Consider the following 20,381-nt stretch of genomic DNA (forward strand, 5'->3'; position numbering starts at 1 on the left):
AAGCGGGAGGGGAGCGAGACTTGCCAGCTTGCTGGCGTAGTCGCAGCGGGGTGGGCCAGCGAGACCGAAGGATTGGATATGGGCAAGGAAACCGGATTTCTCGAAATCGAGCGCGAGGATCGTTCCTACGTCGCTCCCGAAGAGCGGCTCAAGAACTACAAGGAATTCGTCGTCCAGCCGGATGACGACAAGCTGCAGAACCAGGCGGCACGCTGCATGAATTGCGGCATTCCCTACTGCCATAACGGCTGCCCGGTGAATAACATCATCCCGGACTGGAACCACCTCGTCTACGAAGGCGACTGGCGCAACGCGCTCGAAGTCCTGCACTCCACCAACAACTTTCCGGAATTCACCGGCCGCGTCTGCCCGGCGCCTTGCGAAGCGGCCTGTACGCTCAACATCACGGACCAGCCGGTCACGATAAAGAGCATCGAATGCGCCATCGTCGATCGCGGGTGGAAGGAAGGCTGGATCGCGCCGCAGCCGCCTGAAAAACAGACCGGAAAGAGCGTTGCCGTGGTTGGAAGCGGCCCGGCGGGCCTCGCCTGCGCCCAGCAACTTGCGCGTGCCGGACACTCTGTCACCGTGTTCGAGAAAAGCGACCGCGTGGGCGGGCTGATGCGTTACGGCATTCCCGACTTCAAGATGGAGAAGAACCTCATCAATCGCCGCGCCGTGCAGATGGAGGCGGAGGGGGTCACCTTCCGCACAAGCAACGAAGTCGGCGTCGACACCTCGATGAAATCGCTCAAGGAGAATTTCGATGCGGTGGTGCTGGCGGGCGGAGCCGAACATCCGCGCAGCCTCGATATTCCCGGTGCCGAGCTACCCGGCGTGCGGCTGGCAATGGAATTCCTCACCCAGCAGAACAAGCGCAATGCGGGCGACGACGAAACCCGCGCCGCCCCGCGTGGCAGCCTGACCGCAACGGGCAAGCATGTCATCGTCATCGGCGGCGGCGATACGGGCAGCGATTGCGTAGGCACCAGCAACCGACAGGGCGCGAAGAGCGTCACCCAGATCGAGATCATGCCGCAGCCGCCCGAGAAGGAGAACAAGCTGCTGACCTGGCCCGACTGGCCGATGAAACTGCGCACCTCCTCCAGCCATGAAGAAGGCGTGGACCGCGATTGGGCGGTGCTGACCAAGGAAGTGGTCGGCAAGGATGGCGAAGTCACCGGCCTCAAATGCGTGCGCGCCGACTGGTCCGAAGGCCAGCTTCGCGAAGTGCCCGGCAGCGAATTCACCCTGCCCGCCGACCTTATCCTGCTGGCCATGGGCTTTCTCGGCCCGCGCCGTCAGGGCATGCTCGATCAGGCCGCGGTCGATCTCACCCAGCGCGGCAATATCGATGCGAACGAGCAGGATTATGCGACCTCCGACCCGCACATCTACGCCTGCGGCGATATGCGGCGCGGGCAGAGTCTGGTGGTCTGGGCGATACGCGAAGGCCGCCAATGCGCAGCCAGCGTGGACGAAGCGCTGATGGGCGTCACCCAGCTACCGCGCTGATTTCGCCTGCGCGCTTAACCTTTATCAAATAACTGATCGGGAACGATTTTTCCGGCGACCCGCTGACCCGCTCGTGCGCCCCACTCGCCGCGCACGAAACTATGAAGCGACCCAGCCCGTGCCACCAGACGCCGGACAGTACCGCCATACCTATCGCCTCCGCTACATGGATGCAGGCGGCACGCTGCCGTGCGAGACCGAGTTCGAGGCGAACGAGGATTACTGCGCGCTGCAACAGGCGAGAAAATTGACCGGGCATCGTCCGGCAGATCTCTGGCGCGACGGACAACGTATCGCCCGCATCCGCGAAATGGCCTGCGGCATGTGGACTATAGAGCGGTGCGAGGATTTACCCAAGCGCTAGCTAATCGGCACACCCCACACAGCGCGGCACACTCGAGTCGCTCGCCAGCCACCCTGCCGCAATTCCTTCACCGCAGGCGACACAGTAGCCCCACTCGCCTTCGTCGAGACGCGAGAGTGCTGCCGCGATACGCGGGCGTTCGGCATCGCGCCGCTGCTGTCCTACAACCTCGCGGACGTGGCAACCGCAAGCCATGCTGGACACCTATCGCTCTTTACCGCGCGCATCGGGCAAAACGGAAGGATACGCACCGAAAGGCGTATCAGTGCCGAAAATCCCCCTAATTCAGCGAGCTGCTCAGACCGGCAGACTTCAAATTCCGGGCCTTCTGTGTAACACCATGCCGCTACAGCCGCCAGTCGACGGCATCGCGACCATGCGCTTCCAGAAATGCATTCGCCCTGCTGAACGGCCTGGAGCCGAAAAAGCCACGATGGGCGGAGAGCGGGCTGGGATGGGGGCTCTCGATCAGACAATGCCCATCACCATCGCGCAGCGTAGCAATCCGCTTCGCCTTGCCCTGTGCGTGGCTGCCCCACAGGATGAATACGGTGGGCACGTCCCGCTCCGCCACCGCCGCCACGCAGGCATCGGTGATCGCATCCCAGCCGCGTCCCGCATGGCTGCCCGCTTGCGCCTCCTCCACGGTCAGGGTGTTGTTGAGCAGCAGCACGCCCTGCCGCGCCCAGCGTTCGAGATTGCCATTGGCGGGCGGCGAAATGCCGAGATCGCTTTCCATCTCTTTGTAGATATTGCGAAGCGAGGGCGGCAGGCGCACACCGTCCGGCACGGAAAAGCAAAGCCCGTGCGCCTGGCCGGGCCCGTGATAGGGATCCTGCCCGAGGATGACGACTTTCACCGCGTCGAGCGGCGTCAGTTCCAGAGCCTTCAAGCGGCAGCCGCGCGGGGGGTATATGCGCTTGCCCGCAGCCTCCTCCGCCCGCAGCCATCCGCCAAGCTGTCGCGCCTCACCTGTAGCCAGTGCAGGCTCAAGCACGCTCGCCCAGCTTTCGGGTATCCGCTCAGTCATGCGCCAGGCGATACGCGCTGCTCGTGGCGGCACAAAGCCGCCCTTCCCTACAATCCCCGATGCGCCTAAGGGAGCGGGCGATGACAGTCCATTTCCACGAAGAAGACCTGCCCGCAGGCGTGCTCGCGGACGGCCCCGTTGCCGTCGATACCGAAACCATGGGGCTGGTCACGCCGCGCGACCGGCTCTGCGTCGTGCAGATCAGCGATGGCGAGGGTGACGAGCATCTCGTGCGTTTTGCCAATGGCAGCGAATACGATGCGCCGAACTTGTGCGAAGTGCTGGCGGATCCGGCGCGGGAGAAGATCTATCACTTCGGACGCTTCGATCTGGCTGCGATCGAGTACTATCTGGGCGTTACGGCAGGCCCGGTGTTCTGTACGAAGATCGCCAGCAAGCTCACCCGCACCTATACAGACCGCCACGGCCTCAAGATGATCGTGTCCGAATTGCTCGGCGAGGATATCTCCAAGCAACAGCAGAGCTCGGACTGGGGCGCGCCGGAATTGAACGATGCGCAGCGCGAATATGCCGCATCCGACGTGCGCTATCTGCACCGCCTTCGCGACGTGTTCATCGAGCGATTGGAACGCGAAGGGCGGATGGAACTGGCGCAGGCCTGCTTCGATTTCCTTCCCACCCGCGCCCGGCTCGACATTGCCGGGTGGGCGGAGAACGACATTTTCAGCCACGCGTAAGGTGCCGGTCCGCACTCTCGCGCATTAGGATAGCAGGATGACGGCAGCAGCAGACCGGATGCGCTCCAGGCGCCAGGCCTTCGCGGCCCCGGGCAGCGCGCTAGACCGGATCGTGCGCCTACTGGCCGTGGCTCTCCCCGCCGCCGTGGGCGTGGTCGCGGCGATGATGCTGATCACGCCGCTGTCCCCGCGCGGCGAAGTGAGCTTCCTGCTCGATCGCAACAAGGTTGCCATTGCGGAGGACCGCCTGCGCGTCGACGATGCGATGTATCGCGGACAGGACGATCGCGGTCGTCCCTTCTCGCTCAATGCCGGCGGCGCGGTCCAGCGCAGCAATACGGTGCCGCTGGTGGAGATGGACGATCTGGTCGCGCGGATACTTCTGCCCGAAGGGCCGGCAATCCTCTCCGCGCTCGAAGGCAGCTACGATATCGACGATCGCCAGGTCGCCATTCCCGGCACTGTGCGTTTCACCGCGTCGGACGGCTACGAGATCGCGGCGCGCGGCGTCGTCCTCGATCTCGCCACGCAAACGCTGCGCGGCAGCGGGCGGGTGAACGGCGTGATCCCGGCCGGCACCTTTTCCGCAGAAAGCTTCCGCGCCGATCTCGCCGCCCGCACCATCCTTTTGCGCGGAAATGTGCGCGGCCGTATGGTGCCCGGCCAGCTGCGCCTGCCGAGCGGCATGTGACGATGGAGAATGCCATGACCTCGAAACGCGCCCCCCTTTCTCGCCCGTCCCTTTCCCGACTCGCTCTGCGCGGACTGCTCGGCGGCGTGATCGCAGGCGGCCTGACGGCGCTCGGCTTCGGGTCGTTGGCGGGTGCACAGGACATTGCCGGGGTGAGCAGCAACCAACCGGTAAGCTGGGCCGCCGATAGCGGGCAGTTGCAGGATCGGCAGAACCGTGTCGTGCTGTCGGGCAATGTGGTGATCGAGCAGGGTGACCTCAGGCTCACCGCGCAGCGCACCACCATCGCCTATTCCGATGCGGGCACCCTGCGCATTCAGCGCATCGACGCCACGGGCGGCGTGGTGGTGACCCGCGGCAGCGAGCGCGTGCGCGGCGATGCGGCAGTCTACGACTTCAATCGCCGCGTGATCGTCCTGTCGGGCGGCGTTGCGATCAATCGCGGGACCGACCGGCTCGATGGCGGGCGGCTGGTGATCGATCTCAATTCCGGCGTGACGAGCGTGGACGGCGCGGGCTCCCGCCCCGCCGACGGTCGCAATGCTGGCCGGGTGTCGGGCACCTTCGCGGTCCCTGAAGGCAATTAGCTGCAGGCAATCGCGGTGAGGCGCTTCACGCGATCGCAAGGCAACTCTGCGCCGAGTTCGAGCGCAAGCGCGATCGTTGCGGCAAAGTCGTTCGCGTCCGACGCGCTGGCCAAGGGGCTAAGCGAATTGACTTGCCAGCGGCCGAAAGCGGCATAGCGCCGCGCCATGGCCTCGCGCCCTTCCGGCGTACGGATATGCGCGGCAAACAGGGCCGCTGTCTCCTCCGGCAGCTGACCGGTCGACAACAGCGCGACGATGCGCTGCGCGGCAATATCCGGAGCACCCGCCGCGATGGCGATGCGCGCGGCGGCAAATTGGGACAGCGGCTCTCGCCAGCCGCGAACCGATGCCGCCTCAAGCGCCGACGCGGAAAGCTCGGGCTCGCCCGCCAGCGCTGCGGCGACGGCAAGTTGCGCCAGGTGCTCGCCAGCGACCGGACGCGAACGGACAAGCGCCTTAGCCTCAGCGAGCGCGCGATCCTCGTCCCGGGCGGCTATCGCGAGGCGCGTGCGCTCTTCGGCTGCGAAACCGCTGAAGGCCTGGGGTACCAGCGGCGCGAGCTGCGGTGCAAACCGCGCGGAGCGATCCAGTTGTGCCAGCATCACAATGCCGGCGAGCGCTGCCATGGCCCCGAACCAGGACAGTCTCCCGATCATCGGCTGCCTTCCGGTGGGCGTATCAGCAGTACGACCAGCACTGCGGCAACACATAGCAGCGTCTGGTTTCGCAGCGGGTAATCGAGCACCGACTGCAGCGCAACGCAGGCGATCCCAAATCCTGCACCGAGCCGGATCCAGACTTCTTCCGGCGGTCCGCGGCGCACGGTCGCGGCGCCACACCATGCCAACCAGGCAAACGCCAAGCTTAGCGAGAAGACACCGCCCTCGATGGCGATCTCGATCCAGTCGCTATGCGCGCGCCCTGCCCTGCGAGGTGACACATATTCAAGCGATTCGTGCAGTTGGAAGACTTCGTCGAACGTCCCCATCCCGCTGCCCACAGGCCAGTAAGCACGAGCGGCGTGAACGCCATCTTCCCACATCTCAGGGCGGTCGGTCTGCATATCGGAGAATCGATCCAAGCTGTCCGCTGCGCGCCCTCCAATCATGGCAGACGCCGCAAGTGCTCCGGCGATCGCGACGGCAATCGCCGATGCGATAAGAGCACCGACGCCAGGTAAACGGCGACCGCTCGACCGCAGCCATTCGACGCTGGCACGAAACGCGGCGAAGATCAGCACAACACCCAGCAATGCCATCGAGGAGCGGGATTGCGTCAGAACCACGCCAAGAGCGAGGAGCGACCCGGCGACGACGTAGACGGTCAAAAGGACGGCTGATCGGATCGGCGCACTTCCAATCAGCAGAAGTCCGGCAAGCAAGAAGAAAAGCCCGGTCGAATTGCGATTGGCAAAGGCGCCGTAAAGCGCATCAGCGTTCGGCGTTATCGGATACAGCATCGCAGCGGAATTCGCCTGCGTTAATTGCGCGGCGCCGAGCAGGAAGGTGAAGCAAGCCGCCGCTGCAAGCAGAATCACAAGGCGCTCGCGGTCTTGTATGCCGAGCTCTCGACCGACGATGATGATAGTCGCAGGAGCGATCATTCCGGAGAATGCGACCAATGTGCGCATCGGGTCTAGGCTTAGCGGAAGCCACGCCTCTTTACCGAGGACATCGAGCGAACGACTGATCGGCTCACGGCCCGGGGCCGCTTCCCAGACCGATGGCGGTAGCGGGACAAGCTGCGCGAGAGGTAGCGCGAGCGATAACAAGACGAGAATAACGAGCATGCGCGGAGCCCGCTTCACGAAGCTCGTAGCTGCACGCCGATTGGCCGCAAGAATCCCAAGGGAGAGAAGCTGTACGAGGCCATTGCGCAAACCGTAGGCAACGCCTCCACCGCCCAGAAGCACCGCTGCCGCGATGAGAACACCCAATTGCATGAGTGGCGAGCTGAGAAATCGCACGGCCGACTTCACGCTATCCGATGATTGAGTATCGCCGATCCGTTCCATCATTCATAAATTGCATTGGAAAAAGAAAAGGCCCGCTAGCGTGCTGGCGGACCCCTTCAACTCAAACTGGCGCTGAGAGCGTCAACCGCCTGTGCCGGGCGACGCATCGTCCTCGCCGGTATCGCTGACGATCACAATAATAAAGCCAATCGCGAGCACAATACCGATAAGGATTGGAAACAGCGCACCTTCATCGTCGTCGTCATCGTCGTTCACGATGAAGTCCGCACTATCCGCACTGTCGAATGAGATCGGCGCGTCGTCGGCACGGGTGTTGGCATATGCAGAAACTGACGCCAATGTGAGCATGGCGGCTGCTGTCGTCGCAATGATCTTTCTCATCTCAGCGCTCCAGGCTCTGGTTGCGTCACGCCGCATACCGCAGTGCGGCATAGTTCGCAACTTTTGTATAGGTGGATGTTCTTTGAGGCATTTTATCCCTGGCATTTGCGAGCTTAGAAGCTAACCGCTTCCGCGCGTAATCGTGGCGGGGCGAAGATCCGCATCTTATTGGAGACGTGGTTTATGAGCGGTATTGCGGCAATCCTGCATGCCAGTGGCAAGCCCGCGAATGCCCAAGATATCGCCGAGATGACGAGAGCGATGTCATACCGCGCGCGGGATGGCAGCGATCACTTGATTGCCGGTTCACTTGCCATGGGGCATTGCGCAAGCCACACCTCACCCGAGGATAGTGCCTGCCGCCAGCCGCTTCGTTCGACGGCAGACAGCACCGTTATCACCATGGACGGATATCTGGCCAATCGCTGCGATCTCTGTCGGCAGTTGCGCCGGTCCGGCGTCGGGCTGCGAAACGACTCTCCCGCCGAGGTATCCCTGGCTGCCTACCGTTTATGGGGCGATGGCTTTGCGCCTTATCTGGAGGGTGAGTTTGCACTCATACTTTTCGATGCGCCACGACAGCGGCTTTTGTGCGTCGGAGACCATGCAGGACTTCGGCAGCTTTACTATTGGTACGATGGGAAGACGTTTATCGCGGCGACCGATATCGTCGCAGTTCTGTCCGCATTACGAGAACGCCCATCGCCCGATCTCTCATATCTGGCACAGCACGTCGCCAATGGCTGGTACGACCACGAAGGCACCGCCTGGAAGGGCATTAAACGATTGCAGCCGGCGTCACTCCTGCGACTTCAAGGCGGGGTCATCTCAGTTGAAACATATTGGCAGCCGCCAGCCGAAGTTGGCGTCCGTTATGAGAGCGATCGGGAATATTTCGAACACTACCGTTCCGTATTCACGGAGAGCGTCCTGGCCGCATCGCGCAGCTCAGCGCCGCTCGCTTGCGACGTGAGCGGAGGACTCGATTCCTCCGCCATTTTCTGTCTCGCCGATCATCTATGCGCTGAAGGACGGCTTGGAGCGCCCGACCTTCTCGGTTTCACCCTCGGCGCTCCGGAAAGTAGCGATGCCGACGAGCGAAGATACGTTGAAGCGGTAGAGCGACAGACCGGGCGCATGATCGAACGCGCCGCGATGTTCGAACCGAAGCTCGACTGGTATATCGCACAGGGACATGCCGACAAGCGACTACCGTCTCTTCCCAACACGGTGATGCTGCGCGCCACTGCTCGCGCGGCTGCGGCACGGGGCTGCCGTGTCAATTTGACCGGCCAGGGCGGCGACCAATGGCTCGACGGTCTGCCCCACAACTTTCGGGAAGATTTGCGAGCTCGGGATTGGAGCGCACTTAAACGCGGTGCCGCAGCAGACCTGTCTGCGCGTGGCAAGCGGCGATTCATAGCGAAAGCGTTGCGGCAGTCCCTTGCCGCATCGATCCCTCACTCGGTCAGGCGGATCCTGCTTGATCGTCGTGATCGCCGCACCGCTGAGCGTCATGGCGAAGATACACGGATGCTATCATCCGCGCTTGCGGCAGCGATTGCAGCGAAGCGCCACACTTATTTCACGCGCACGTCCACGTCAGACCCGGACCGGCGCCATATCCATCGCAAATTGCGCTACCCCTTCGCCCTGCTCGCTTACGACATGATGGAATTGCAGGCTGCTCAGGAAGGGATCGAATATCGCCATCCAATGCTGTCGCGAAAGTTCATAGAGTTCAGTGCTCGCACACCGGAATTCATCCGATTGCGCGGAGAACAGAACAAATTCATTCATCGTCGCGCCATGGCGGGCTTGCTGCCGGATGAAATCGTCGAGCGCGAAGACAAAGCCGGCTTCGACCAGACGTTTCATCCCCACCTGCCAGATATCGAGCAGTATTGTGTCGATGCTCTGGGCAATCCGCAGTTTGCTCGACTGGTTGACGGCGCCACGATGATCGATGATTTTGACCGCATGCGCATGGGGCGGATTGACGAAATCCCGATTTGGACGCTATGGGGATACTTCGCATGTGCAGCATTTCTCGATCTAGAGTGATCGGGAGACGTGACCAGGACGATCTAGCTATGAACCGATCGAAAACTGCCAAAGTTCTTTCGTACGCCAAGCCCGAGCTCCGCGTGTATGGTTCGGTGCGCAACTTGACCGGTGGAAGCGGGGGAATGGGGGCCGATGCAGGTCCGATGAATATGATGTCCGATATGCGCGCTAAGGAAAATGTAGCGAAGGTCGCCACGCATCCTGCAGGATTCGGATTGTACCTCTTCGACTACCGTTCGGAATTTCGCGCCGTTCATGGTGCACGGCGTCAATTCGGCGTTCTGGCGCAGGAAGTCGCCGAATTCGATCCCTCTTCTGTGGTGCGCGAAAAGGACGGATATTTGCGCGTCGATTATGCGAAGCTGGGCATCGTTCTTCATTAGTCCAGCCTACGGTCGCCTTGCGTGACATCCACACTCGACGAGCATATAGATTACCTGCAGCTTGAGGGTCGCCTCGATCTTTACGACGAGGCTCTGGCGAAAGTTCTGCGCGAGGGTGACGTCGTCGCCGATCTTGGCTGCGGGGTTGGCGTTTTAGGACTGGCCGCGCTGAAAGCGGGCGCGTCGCACATCTACGGAATAGACCAGTCCGACGCGATTGAGCTCACCCGTGAGACCATCGCGCGCGCCGGGCTGTCGGATCGCTACACGTGCATGAAGGCTTCCACCTTCCGCTGCAAGTTGCCTGAGCAGGTCGACCTGCTGCTTTGCGATCATGTCGGCTATCTTGGCTTCGATTATGGCATTATCGACATGATGCGCGATGCCGCCCGCCGCTTTCTAAAACCTGGTGGCGATGCCATACCGCGCAAGATTCAGCCGGTCCTTGCGGGTGCCTGTTCTGCGGCCTGTCGCGCGAAGGCGAGAGAATGGGGGGCGCAGGAAATACCGGCGGAGTATCACTGGCTCGAAAACTACGGTCGCAACACAAAACATAATTACGAGTTTGACAATGGCGAACTTTGTACCGCCCCCGCAGCGCTTCAACCCATCGACCTCATCGCGCCTGGGCCGGACCTCTTCGCGATGGAAGCCGATCTCGAAATTACGAGCGCCGGTTTATTCGACGGGCTCGCTGGCTGGTTCGATTGTGAACTCACTCCCGGCGTGGTGATGACGAACGCGCCAGGACGCCCGGAATCGATCGCGAGAAGCAACGCCTTCTTGCCGTGTCAAAGCAGCTTCCATGTCAATGTCGGCGATCGCGTGCATGTCGGGCTGAAATTCCGAAGCGATGGCGAATTTCTTGCCTGGACAATCACGCCACCGTGCGGGAGACCTCAGGTGCTATCCAATTGGAAGAGCCGGATTCTGACGGCCGGTGATCTTAGACAGGCGGCCAATGCACCGATCACTCTCAACGCCCTCGGCCGAGCCCGCAAGGCAGTGTTCGCGGCGACCGACGGCACACGCTCGGCGCAGGCTATTGCAGACAAGGTCGTCTCCGACAATCCCGATCTGTTTCCGACCGAAAGCGCGCTCCGTCGATTTGTCTTGCGCGAGATCGGCAATGTTTCCGAATGAAAGGATGGAAACTTTATGCGCCACGCAAACAGGTCGAGCTTGCCTCTGAAGCGTATGACCGATGGGTCGATCAAGACAATGACACGATCGCCGAATTCCATCGGACGAGCGAGGCCATTTTGGTGCGATTCTGGGACCAGGCCGATATAGCGATCGGCTCCGACAGCGTATCATGCTTCCCCGCGCCTGACACTTCAACAGAGGCCTTGGAGAGACTTCGGCAAAATGCCATTCATCCACTGCTCACCAATCACGAAGGCGGCCTCTGCCTGCATGGCAGTGCAATAGCGTTGAGCGGGGAGGCCATCGCCTTTCTTGGCCACTCCCGAACCGGCAAGACCACCCTCGCCGCAGCCTTTGCCGCATCTGGCGTGCCTTTTCTGACCGAGGACGTCATCGAATTGGAGGAAAAGGATGGCCGCTTTTTCGTGCAACCACAGCAACCCGTGTTGCGCGTGTTCAGTGATACGGCAAACAATGTGCTCGGGCAACGACGCTTGGCATCGGACACCGACAAGCGGGACGTGGCCGCGCAAGAGGGTGTCCCTTTTGCCGTCGAAGCAAGCCCTTTGGCGCGCATCTATCTTCTGGATCGCGACGAGATCGATGAGATTGTCATCAAGCCAGCGGATCCTGCTAACGCGCTTGCGGCGATGCTGCAGCACGCCTTCGTTCTCGATATAGCCGACAAGGCTCGTCTTCGCGGCCACTTCGAGAGGCTCTCCGGTCTTGCCATAAGGACTGCGTGCTTCACGCTTGACTATCCCCGGCGCTTTGCCGACCTGCCGAATGTGCTTAGCGCCATCAAGGACCATGCATGACGACTGACGATACGATCTCTGCTTCACCGGACGTCGTCGCGCGCGAGATCGGCGATGAGATGGTGCTTATGGATTTGCAAAGCGGGACTTATTTCGGCTTGAATCTGGTCGGCAGTTTCATTTGGGAACGCATCTCCGCTGAGCCGCAGACGATTGGCTCGCTCGCCGATGCAGTGGCAGCGCGCTTCGACGCCACTCGGGACGATATTCTGAGCGACATCGTCGATATTGCCGAGCAATTGCAATCGAATGGACTGCTGGCGACCTAGCGGCGCTTCGTGAGCCAGCGAAATGGCGCCGCAAGCATTCGACGCACGTATAGCCATGTAAGCGAAGCACCGGCTCGGTCCGGGTATCGCACTCGCATCCGCACCTCACTAGGGAACAGCTGCGCGCTCAGCACTTGCCTTTTGGCATAAAATCCATGGGCAGCAGATAAGTCGTAACGTAAGCGACGCCACGGCGTGGATGAGGAAATATACTCGTCGAGCCACGATGCGGCGCTCGCACCATTCAAAGCGTCAAGAACCGCCTGCGGAACTTCTGCTTTCAATGATTGAGCCGAGTGCCGAAGCGCCTCAGCAACAGTGCGCGCTATGCCGCGGCTAGCGGCACAATCTTTCAATTGCTCCCAGTTTTCGCTGTCGAATGTACGGCAAAGCACCATAACGTCATGAGCGCCTCCTAGGCGGCGCACGCCCTTGATGCACTCGCCATTGACGACGTAGCCCAGATGAAAATGTCGCGCTTCGTTCAAGGCAATGTTGATGAGGGTGGTCACCGGGTCGGTGCCGCGCGCGCCCATCGTCAATCGAGGCAGGGGCACGGCCAAAGCAAAGGGATCGGCGGGGAAGATCGTGGCAAGAGCAGGCGAATTCGTCATCGCCCAATGAAGATCGACTTGCTGTGAGACGCCGAAAACGGGTCGGCTCTCCCAGCCTTCTTGGGCAAGACCATCCTGCAGTCCGCCCGTGCGGACGAACCCGACTTGGGCAAGTACGCTTCGCGCATTTTCCGCCTGCTCCGGGCGAACGAGCACGTCGATGTCTCCAGACGCACGCTGTTCCGGTTTATCGTAGACGGAGTAGGCGAGGCGAGCGCCCTTCAAAAACAGCAGATCTACGGCTGCGGCGGCGAACTCTTCAGCCAACATCGTCGCCACTTCGTAGCGAGATGCGTTCAATATCGCCAGCCGACTCGCCTCGTTTTCAATGGCTTTGCGTAGGGCCGCATGCGTATCGGAGAAGGCATCCAATTTGTCAGTGAGAATACCAGCGATCCCATGCAGCCGCACCCGCTTCAGAACGTCATGGTCGGCAATCCGATCCGGCAGTTTCAGATCTGCCGCAGCTCCGATTACCAAGCAGCTTGCCAAGAAAGAGTCGATTAGCAGGGTATCATGTGTATCGAGCACGAGGCATCTCTCATTCGGGCACTACGTCCTTGACCCCACCGACATCGCGCTGCAATGCAGCATGGGTCTGCAGCGGCGAGGTATTGCGTGGCATATTCCGAAAGGAAAGGCATCATTCTCGCCGGGGGGTCCGGTACGCGCCTTTATCCGTTGACACGCGGCGTCTCGAAACAGCTGATGCCCGTGTTCGACAAGCCAATGATCTATTATCCGCTATCCGCGCTGATGCTTGCCGGCATTCGCGAAATACTGATCATCACCACGCCTGAAGATCAGGCACAGTTCAAGCGTCTTTTAGGAGATGGATCACAATTCGGCATCGTTTTGCAATATGCCGTGCAGCCGAAGCCCAAGGGGCTGGCGCAAGCTTTTCATATCGGTGCCGATTTCATCGGCGATGCAGCTAGCGCGCTCGTTCTAGGCGACAATATCTTTTACGGCCACGGCCTCCCGCGGCTTCTTGAAGCAGGGATGAACTTGCGCAGCGGAGCGGGCGTCTTCGCCTATCGCGTGAAAAACCCGGCAGCCTACGGGGTAGTCGAATTCGACGGCCGCGGCAGAGCGATTTCACTCGAGGAGAAGCCATTGGCGCCAAAGTCTAATTTCGCTCTCACCGGACTTTATTTTTACGATGATACGGTTGTCGAGCGGGCAAGATCTTTGGCTCCCTCGAAACGGGGAGAATTTGAAATCACCGACCTGAACCGCCTCTATCTCGAGGACGGGTCACTGACGGTATTTTCCATGGGTCGGGGTTTTGCGTGGCTCGACACAGGTACGCATGCGTCGCTGCTCGACGCAGGAACATATGTGCGAATCACTGAGGAACGGCAGGGGCTGAAAATTTGCTGTCCGGAAGAGATAGCTTGGCGGCAGGGTTTCATCAGTGACGATGCCCTAACAGCGATAGCATCGCCGCTCCGCAAATCTGGATACGGCGACTATCTTCTACGCTGTCTCGAGGAAGGCCGTTCCGATGCGCGTGTCTGAATGCGCCGTCGATGGTCCTTTGCTCATCGAGCCGGATGTGCATGGTGATGATCGCGGTTTCTTCATGGAGACTTGGAACGCTCGGACTTTCGCGGATGTCGGCCTGCCGAGCCAATTCGTTCAGGACAACCATTCGCGCTCACGAAAAGGCGTTTTGCGCGGACTGCATTTTCAAAACCCCGCTCCGCAAGGAAAGCTCGTGCGGGTTGCATCCGGTGCGGTGTTCGACGTGGCAGTCGATCTTCGGTCATCTTCGCCTACTTTCGGAAGGTGGGTAGGCTTCGAATTGTCGGCTGCCAATAAGCGAATGTTCTGGGTGCCGCGCGGCTTCGCGCATGGCTTCGTCACGCTGCAGGACGACACCGATTTTCTCTACAAATGCGATGCGCCTTATGCACCGGAAGCGGACCATTCCATCGCCTGGGATGATCCTGAAATCGGGATCGATTGGCCGATACACGATCTGAACGTCACCCTTTCGGAAAAGGACAGGGCGGCCTGCGCTCTGTCGGAAGCACCTGTTTTCACATGAACGTTTTGCTCACCGGTGCCGACGGGCAGCTTGGCACTGCCTTGCTCGAAACACAGCCGCATGGCGCGAATATCACCGGCATTACGGAAAGCGATTGCGACTTCCGCGACCCGGACGCCATCGACGCGGCCCTGAGTCGATATTTACCGGATATCGTCATCAACACAGCCGCCTATACGGCAGTCGATGCAGCCGAAACCGACGTAGATTGCGCGCGACAGATCAATTCCGAAGCTGTCTTGGCCATAACAACATCCCTCCCGGGTAAGCTCGTGCATGTATCGACCGACTTCGTCTTCGATGGCTTGCAAACGCGACCCTACCACCCGGACGACGCGCGAGCACCGCTTTCTGTCTACGGGAGAACGAAGGCGGAGGGTGAGAACCACTTGCGTGCAGGTGATCTACTTGTCCGGACCTCTTGGCTTTATTCTGCACGTGGGCGAAATTTCGTTCGTACTATGTTGCAGCTCATGGGACGCGAAGACCGGCTTCGCGTGGTTTGCGACCAGATTGGCGGGCCAACGTGGGCGGTATCGCTTGCGGAAACGATATGGGGCCTGATTGCCAAAGGCGCGTCGGGCACCTTCCATCACTGCGATGCAGGCGTGGCCAGCTGGTACGATTTTGCAGTCGCCGTTCAGGAAGAAGCGCTTGGCTTGGGCATTCTCGAGAACGCAATTCCGATCGTGCCGATCGCTAGCGAGAAATTTCCAACTGCGGCTAAGCGACCGAATTTCTCCGTGCTGGATTGTAGCGCCACACGAACCTTGCTTGAGGATGGCCATACCCACTGGCGCACGAATTTGCGACGTATGCTTCAGGTGGAACGAGGATATGGCTAATATGCTCGTCACCGGCGGGGCGGGATTTATCGGCGGCAATTTCATTCGCTATTGGTCAGATCATCATCCCGACGACTGGGTCGTGGTCCTCGATGCGCTGACCTATGCTGGAAATGAGGCCACAATTGCTGATGTCGAGAATGTCGAACTCGTCATTGGCGATATTCGCGACGCGGATCTCGTCACGCAGCTCTTGCGCGATCGTTCGGTTGATACTCTGGTCAACTTCGCAGCCGAAAGCCATGTCGACCGTTCCATCGGTGGGCCGGATGCGTTTATCGATACCAATATTGTGGGAACGCACGCACTGCTGAAAGCCGCACGCGCTGTGTGGCTCGATAGCGGCTCAAATACGTCTCACCGCTTTCACCATATCTCGACGGACGAGGTATACGGATCGCTGATGCCCGACGAGGAGCCATTCAGCGAGAATACGCAATACCGCCCGAACTCTCCCTACTCGGCCAGCAAGGCGGCGTCCGATCATCTGGTGCGCGCTTACCACCATACCTATGGCCTACAGGCGACAACCAGCAATTGCTCGAACAATTACGGCCCTTACCAATATCCCGAAAAACTGATTCCGCTATTCATCCTGAACGCGCTTCATGGGAGGCCGCTGCCGATATATGGTGACGGAACGAACGTGCGCGACTGGCTGCACGTTGAAGACCATTGTCGCGGTATCGAGGCTTGCTTGCTGAGAGGCCGAGCCGGCGAAACCTATAATATCGGCGGCGGTGTGGAGCTTGCAAATATCGAGGTGGTGGATCGGGTCTGTACCGAGGTCGATCGTGCATTCAGCGAGATTGGCAATCTTGATGAACGGTTCCCCGACGCTCCAGCAGCGTCAGGCCACAAAAGCTGCGATTTGAAAATATTTGTCGAAGATCGACTGGGCCATGACAAGCGCTATGCGATCGACGACACGAAGGCCCGGAACGAACTCGGTCTCGTTCCGCAGCGCGACTTTTCCGACGGCTTGAGAACCATGGTCCGCTGGTACGTCGACAACCCTAAATGGTGGCAGCCGCTTTGGGCAGACCGGGATACCGGCACGGCATGACAAGAGTCCCAAGCAAGCAGCGGCACATCGGACTGCTGTTTCATTCTTTCGAGTCCGAAAACCTCGGCGTCGGAGCGTTCACCGTTGCCAATAGCCGTATGATCGGAGAGGCTGTCGAGCGTCACGGCGGATCACCGGTATTCCATGTTCTTGGAATGCGCGGTCGACTGGATTACAGCGATTCATGCCCCTGGCAGACCGATTTCACAAATATCGGCACCAAGGCTCTAGCGAACCCCCGCTCCGACTTTCATTCAATGCTTCGAAAATGCGACGCGTTTTTCGATATCGGAGCGGGCGATAGCTTCTCGGATATCTACCAGGCCAGCCGTTTCAGTCGAATCGTAGCGGCGAAGATACTGGCGGCGCGAACCGGCAAACCCTTTCTACTCAGCCCCCAGACAATCGGGCCATTTTCGACATGGTGGGGAAAGGCTGGTGCGAAGATGGCGCTGCGCGGTGCAGATCGGATTTTTGCGCGCGACGAGCTTTCACGCGATGCCTCGCGAGACCTCGGATACGGCGCAAAGACGTCTCTTTCAACGGATCTCGCTTTCGCGCTTCCATACGACCCGCCCGAGGACAAGGGCAAGCTCGGGAAGTGGGTTGGCATCAATGTCTCGGGACTTCTGTTCGACCTGTCGGGCGAGGGAACGGGGCGAGTCAGCCTTGCGCTTGACTATCAAAGTTTGACAAGGCGCATGATCGACCGCCTGCTGAATGAGCCGCAAGTGGAGAAGGTGTTTCTCGTCCCTCACGTGACTGCGCCCAGCTTGGCGCGTGACGATGATGGTGCAGTCAGCGATCTGCTCCACCGCGAATTTCCAGGCCTTCACCGGGCACCTGCGTTCGAGTCCCCGTCGACCGCCAAAAGCTTTATCGCCGGTCTCGACCTCCTGATCGGAGCACGAATGCATGCGACGATCGCAGCCATTTCTTCGGATATCGCCGTGCTCCCGCTGGCTTACAGCCGTAAGTTTAATGGCCTGTATGGCTCGCTTGACTATCCGTTTCTCGCCGATATGGTAAACGCCGGTGAAAACTCATCGCTCGATAAGCTCGATGACGTGCTAGGCCGACTCGATGAGGTGACTGCCGCCGCGAAACGCTCAAATACCGTCGCGCAGGAAAAACTGGCCGAATATACTGGTTTCATCGATCGCTTTGCCGCGCGGATCATGGCGGCGTGACCGCGTTGATTGAACGGATCAAGTCGGCCGATCTGTGCGCCGGCTGCGGACTGTGCGCTGCACTCGCACCCGAAGGCGCAATCAGCATGGAGGAGGATCGCAAGGGGTTTCTTCGCCCCACACAGCTTGCGAAGCTGAGCAGAGGTGCCGAGCAGGTCATCGAGCGCGTCTGCCCGGGCCTCCGAATCGAGGAACCTGCAAAAGAGACCGATGGCGAGGAGCATCACGTTTGGGGTTCGATCGCTGCATTGCAATACACATGGGCGCGTGACCCCGCCACGCGCCATATTGGATCGTCGGGCGGCGCGCTCTCGGCCACGTTGATTTACTTGCTCGAAAGCAGACAGGTGGATGGCGTCGTAACGACTGCGGCCCGTTCCGATATGCCGATCCGCAATGCAACCATCATTGCCGACCATACTGTCGAAATCCAGAAGGCTGCCGGATCGCGCTACGCACCATCGGCCCCGCTCGCCGAAATTGCCGATCTCCTTGACGGACGTAGGGCGCTCGCCTTCGTCGGCAAGCCTTGCGACGTCGCGGCGCTGCGACAGCTCGCGCGGATCGACCCACGGGTTGATCGGACTTTCCCGTGGATGATCTCTTTCTTTTGCGCAGGTTTGCCCAGCTATGAGGGCACAGACGCGCTGCTGAGCGCGATGGGAATTGCGAAGCCGTCCGAAGTGGCGGCGTTCCGGTTCAGGGGCGACGGATGGCCAGGAAAAGCGACGGTTCGTGCAAAGGACGGGCGCGTCGCAAGCCTCGACTACGATACATCTTGGGGCGGCATATTGACCCGCTTCATCCAATTTCGCTGCAAAATCTGCCCGGATGGCATCGGCCAGTTTGCCGACATCGCTTTTGCCGATGGATGGCATCTGAATGCGGCGCGAAGGCCCACGTTCGAGGAGGCCGATGGCCGAAGCCTTGCTTTGGCAAGAACGCATCGCGCGGCTGTAATGCTGCAACAGGCTGTCGATGCGGGATATCTCGCTTCGACCCTGGCAGATGTGACGGATTTGCCTTTCATACAGCCGCATCAGGCGGGAAGGAAAGGCCTTGTGCCCGCGAGACTCTTGGCCATGCGGCTGACAGGTCGCAGATCACCATCGTTCATCGGGCTCAACTTGCGCCAAAACGCCCGGCAGTTGTCCTTTGAAACGAAACTCCGAAATTTTCTGGGTACGCTCCGGAGACTGATCGCGCCGCGCCGACGCCGCTGACGAATTCACTTCGGTTTTGCAATGCCGCGCCATATCTCTATCCGCTCGCGGCGAAGCACAACAAAATAGGCGACGATATTTCGGGCAATGCCCGCAACGCATACGCATGCGGCAATTCCTGGAAGCCCGGTCCACGCCGCCGCAATTGGTACGGAAAGCAGGAGCAAGACGGCACTTGCCAGCGTGATTAGAAGATTGGTTCGCTCATTCCCAGACATGGCCAACACCAGACCGCTGGGACCTGTCAACGCTATAGCGATCTGGCCTAGGGTCAGAATCACCAATGCAGGATAAGCTGCCTCGAATTCGGGGCCGATTTGCCTCAGTAGGATCGCACCGAAAGCGAGGAGACCGACACCTAACGGGATTGCGATAATCGCGCTCAATCGTATGGCAGTTGCCGCGATTTTGGCCGCTGCATGCCGGTCGCTATCGTGGAAGGCGGTGCTGATCTGGGCGGAGTAGACAGAAGACAATGCCATTGTCGTAATCTGAATGACGGCAGCTATTTGAACCGCGACGCGGAAATATCCCGTCTCTTCCGCGCCGAGAGCATGTGCGGCCACTGCTAAACCGTACCAGTCGGCAACGCTCTGAATGACGCCGACACCCCACAGGGGCAGCGACGAAGCCAAGACCGGTCTCAGCGCAATGCTGACAGTGTTTTGCCCGCGGGAAACATGTCGTAGCGCTCCGACGCTTCCAATCGCTGTCGCAAGTATACCTCCCAGCGCAGTAGCCCACATTGCCTCTCGGACATTGTCCGCCAGGCCAGTAAGCAGTGCGAGACCTGCACAGACCGGGATCAGGAGCGTCGACACAAGTTGACCAAACACAAACGAGTGTCGGGACCGAAGGACAGCGCCGAAAAAGCGGGCACCTGCCCGACCGACAATTAAAATACACAGGAGCAGCAGAAAGTCGCTCGGAAGAATATCCGCGAACAAGGCTCGCCATGCAACCGAACCCCCAAGGAAGAGCGCAGCGCATACGATCAGCACCAGACACGCGGCGATCCCGGTTACCGTGAATAGTGAACGTGCCGAAAGCTTCCGCTTGAGCGCAACCGAGCGCGCAAAATGCCGCACGGCGCTGACATCCAGCCCCGCGAGCCCCAACACGGCTAGTAGCATGGCCGTTTGCGTCATCAGGGCATACTGCCCGGTGGCGCTCGCACCAAAATTGCGACCGATCAGAAACGTCACTGCAAAACCCGCAGCGACTGCGCTGCCGGTGATTAAAAGCGACGAAAGCGCCGTACCGTGGCGAGAGACTTCTGCGACGAGCACCCTGACCGCGCGAAAGGCTTTCCAGCGCCGGCCGCGAGAGTTGAAGCCGTTGCTTTTCACCACCGCGTTCTGGAGGTTTTTTTGCACGTGGGCGAGAAGAAATTCGCGGATGTATAGACAGACCGCTCCAACCGGCGCTCTCACCACGACAATAGCCCTAGGACAGGGAGTTCGAAC

The 20,381-nt window shown here is 60.2% G+C and carries 22 protein-coding genes; 16 read left to right on the forward strand and 6 right to left on the reverse strand.

Going from position 1 to position 20,381, the window contains the following annotated elements:
- Positions 1 to 78: 78 nt before the first annotated feature.
- Positions 79 to 1,515 (forward strand): glutamate synthase subunit beta, encoded by a 1,437-nt coding sequence (locus tag D6201_RS08770; protein ID WP_120048445.1) that lies wholly within the window; start codon positions 79 to 81, stop codon positions 1,513 to 1,515.
- Between the two features lie 118 nt (positions 1,516 to 1,633).
- Positions 1,634 to 1,879 (forward strand): hypothetical protein, encoded by a 246-nt coding sequence (locus D6201_RS08775; RefSeq protein WP_133303983.1) that lies wholly within the window; start codon positions 1,634 to 1,636, stop codon positions 1,877 to 1,879.
- A 346-nt stretch (positions 1,880 to 2,225) separates the two neighbouring features.
- Here the strand turns inward: D6201_RS08775 and D6201_RS08785 are convergent, their stop codons facing one another.
- Positions 2,226 to 2,909, reverse strand: coding sequence for a uracil-DNA glycosylase (locus D6201_RS08785; protein WP_120048447.1), 684 nt, complete (start codon positions 2,907 to 2,909; stop codon positions 2,226 to 2,228).
- Positions 2,910 to 2,989: 80 nt separating this feature from the next.
- Here D6201_RS08785 and D6201_RS08790 point away from each other — a divergent pair, with 80 nt between their 5' ends.
- The 3 genes from D6201_RS08790 to D6201_RS08800 are packed head-to-tail and all read left to right on the forward strand — an operon-like array spanning position 2,990 to position 4,885.
- A complete protein-coding gene (locus D6201_RS08790) occupies positions 2,990 to 3,607 on the forward strand; it encodes a ribonuclease D (protein WP_120048448.1) in 618 nt (205 codons plus the stop codon).
- Between the two features lie 37 nt (positions 3,608 to 3,644).
- Positions 3,645 to 4,298 (forward strand): LPS export ABC transporter periplasmic protein LptC, encoded by a 654-nt coding sequence (locus D6201_RS08795; protein ID WP_120048449.1) that lies wholly within the window; start codon positions 3,645 to 3,647, stop codon positions 4,296 to 4,298.
- A 14-nt stretch (positions 4,299 to 4,312) separates the two neighbouring features.
- Positions 4,313 to 4,885, forward strand: coding sequence for an LptA/OstA family protein (locus D6201_RS08800; RefSeq protein ID WP_120049312.1), 573 nt, complete (start codon positions 4,313 to 4,315; stop codon positions 4,883 to 4,885).
- On the opposite strand, the gene D6201_RS08805 is transcribed toward D6201_RS08800, so the two are convergent.
- The 3 genes from D6201_RS08805 to D6201_RS08815 form a co-directional block, all read right to left on the reverse strand.
- Complete coding sequence (locus tag D6201_RS08805; protein ID WP_120048450.1) at positions 4,882 to 5,511, reverse strand: hypothetical protein; 630 nt, start codon at positions 5,509 to 5,511, stop codon at positions 4,882 to 4,884. The genes D6201_RS08800 and D6201_RS08805 overlap by 4 nt on opposite strands.
- 26 nt (positions 5,512 to 5,537) lie before the next feature.
- The gene (locus tag D6201_RS08810; protein WP_120048451.1) at positions 5,538 to 6,902 is read right to left on the reverse strand and encodes an O-antigen ligase family protein; all 1,365 of its coding nucleotides are present in this window, start codon (positions 6,900 to 6,902) and stop codon (positions 5,538 to 5,540) included.
- 78 nt (positions 6,903 to 6,980) lie between these two features.
- Positions 6,981 to 7,241: a hypothetical protein gene (locus D6201_RS08815; RefSeq protein WP_120048452.1), complete on the reverse strand. Its 261-nt coding sequence runs from the start codon at positions 7,239 to 7,241 to the stop codon at positions 6,981 to 6,983.
- A gap of 261 nt (positions 7,242 to 7,502) precedes the next feature.
- Between D6201_RS08815 and D6201_RS08820 the strand changes: the two genes are divergently transcribed.
- From D6201_RS08820 to D6201_RS08840, 5 genes are read left to right on the forward strand one after another with little or no spacing between them, the layout of a single operon-like run.
- Positions 7,503 to 9,305: an asparagine synthetase B family protein gene (locus D6201_RS08820; RefSeq protein WP_277949495.1), complete on the forward strand. Its 1,803-nt coding sequence runs from the start codon at positions 7,503 to 7,505 to the stop codon at positions 9,303 to 9,305.
- Positions 9,306 to 9,334: 29 nt separating this feature from the next.
- A complete protein-coding gene (locus D6201_RS08825) occupies positions 9,335 to 9,691 on the forward strand; it encodes a tail fiber domain-containing protein (protein WP_133303984.1) in 357 nt (118 codons plus the stop codon).
- A gap of 21 nt (positions 9,692 to 9,712) precedes the next feature.
- Positions 9,713 to 10,834, forward strand: coding sequence for a 50S ribosomal protein L11 methyltransferase (locus D6201_RS08830; RefSeq protein ID WP_120048455.1), 1,122 nt, complete (start codon positions 9,713 to 9,715; stop codon positions 10,832 to 10,834).
- On the forward strand, positions 10,831 to 11,655 hold the full coding sequence (locus D6201_RS08835; RefSeq protein WP_120048456.1) for a phosphoenolpyruvate carboxykinase (ATP): 825 nt from the start codon (positions 10,831 to 10,833) through the stop codon (positions 11,653 to 11,655). Before D6201_RS08830 ends, D6201_RS08835 begins: the two co-directional genes overlap by 4 nt.
- Complete coding sequence (locus tag D6201_RS08840) at positions 11,652 to 11,924, forward strand: PqqD family protein (RefSeq protein ID WP_120048457.1); 273 nt, start codon at positions 11,652 to 11,654, stop codon at positions 11,922 to 11,924. The genes D6201_RS08835 and D6201_RS08840 overlap by 4 nt, the downstream gene beginning before the upstream one ends.
- On the opposite strand, the gene D6201_RS08845 is transcribed toward D6201_RS08840, so the two are convergent.
- On the reverse strand, positions 11,921 to 13,069 hold the full coding sequence (locus D6201_RS08845; protein ID WP_120048458.1) for a nucleotidyltransferase family protein: 1,149 nt from the start codon (positions 13,067 to 13,069) through the stop codon (positions 11,921 to 11,923). The two genes, D6201_RS08840 and D6201_RS08845, sit on opposite strands and share 4 nt — an antisense overlap.
- Positions 13,070 to 13,156: 87 nt before the next feature.
- Here D6201_RS08845 and rfbA point away from each other — a divergent pair, with 87 nt between their 5' ends.
- Genes rfbA through D6201_RS08875 form a run of 6 tightly spaced genes read left to right on the forward strand, consistent with a single transcriptional unit; the run spans position 13,157 to position 18,915 of the window.
- Positions 13,157 to 14,059 (forward strand): glucose-1-phosphate thymidylyltransferase RfbA, encoded by a 903-nt coding sequence (rfbA, locus tag D6201_RS08850; RefSeq protein ID WP_242447494.1) that lies wholly within the window; start codon positions 13,157 to 13,159, stop codon positions 14,057 to 14,059.
- The gene (rfbC, locus tag D6201_RS08855; RefSeq protein WP_120048460.1) at positions 14,046 to 14,591 is read left to right on the forward strand and encodes a dTDP-4-dehydrorhamnose 3,5-epimerase; all 546 of its coding nucleotides are present in this window, start codon (positions 14,046 to 14,048) and stop codon (positions 14,589 to 14,591) included. The genes rfbA and rfbC overlap by 14 nt, the downstream gene beginning before the upstream one ends.
- A complete protein-coding gene (gene rfbD / locus D6201_RS08860; RefSeq protein ID WP_120048461.1) occupies positions 14,588 to 15,436 on the forward strand; it encodes a dTDP-4-dehydrorhamnose reductase in 849 nt (282 codons plus the stop codon). The genes rfbC and rfbD overlap by 4 nt, the downstream gene beginning before the upstream one ends.
- Positions 15,429 to 16,502, forward strand: a complete 1,074-nt coding sequence (gene rfbB / locus D6201_RS08865; RefSeq protein WP_120048462.1) for a dTDP-glucose 4,6-dehydratase — start codon at positions 15,429 to 15,431, stop codon at positions 16,500 to 16,502. The genes rfbD and rfbB overlap by 8 nt, the downstream gene beginning before the upstream one ends.
- Positions 16,457 to 17,692, forward strand: a complete 1,236-nt coding sequence (locus tag D6201_RS08870; protein WP_120048463.1) for a polysaccharide pyruvyl transferase family protein — start codon at positions 16,457 to 16,459, stop codon at positions 17,690 to 17,692. The genes rfbB and D6201_RS08870 overlap by 46 nt, the downstream gene beginning before the upstream one ends.
- Entirely contained in the window at positions 17,689 to 18,915 is a 1,227-nt protein-coding gene (locus tag D6201_RS08875) for a Coenzyme F420 hydrogenase/dehydrogenase, beta subunit C-terminal domain (RefSeq protein WP_242447495.1), read from the forward strand. The genes D6201_RS08870 and D6201_RS08875 overlap by 4 nt, the downstream gene beginning before the upstream one ends.
- A 5-nt stretch (positions 18,916 to 18,920) precedes the next feature.
- Here the strand turns inward: D6201_RS08875 and D6201_RS08880 are convergent, their stop codons facing one another.
- The gene (locus D6201_RS08880) at positions 18,921 to 20,264 is read right to left on the reverse strand and encodes a lipopolysaccharide biosynthesis protein (RefSeq protein WP_165853530.1); all 1,344 of its coding nucleotides are present in this window, start codon (positions 20,262 to 20,264) and stop codon (positions 18,921 to 18,923) included.
- Positions 20,265 to 20,381: the final 117 nt, after the last annotated feature.

This window comes from Aurantiacibacter aquimixticola (assembly GCF_003605475.1).
In the GTDB taxonomy this organism is placed as follows: domain Bacteria; phylum Pseudomonadota; class Alphaproteobacteria; order Sphingomonadales; family Sphingomonadaceae; genus Alteraurantiacibacter; species Alteraurantiacibacter aquimixticola_B.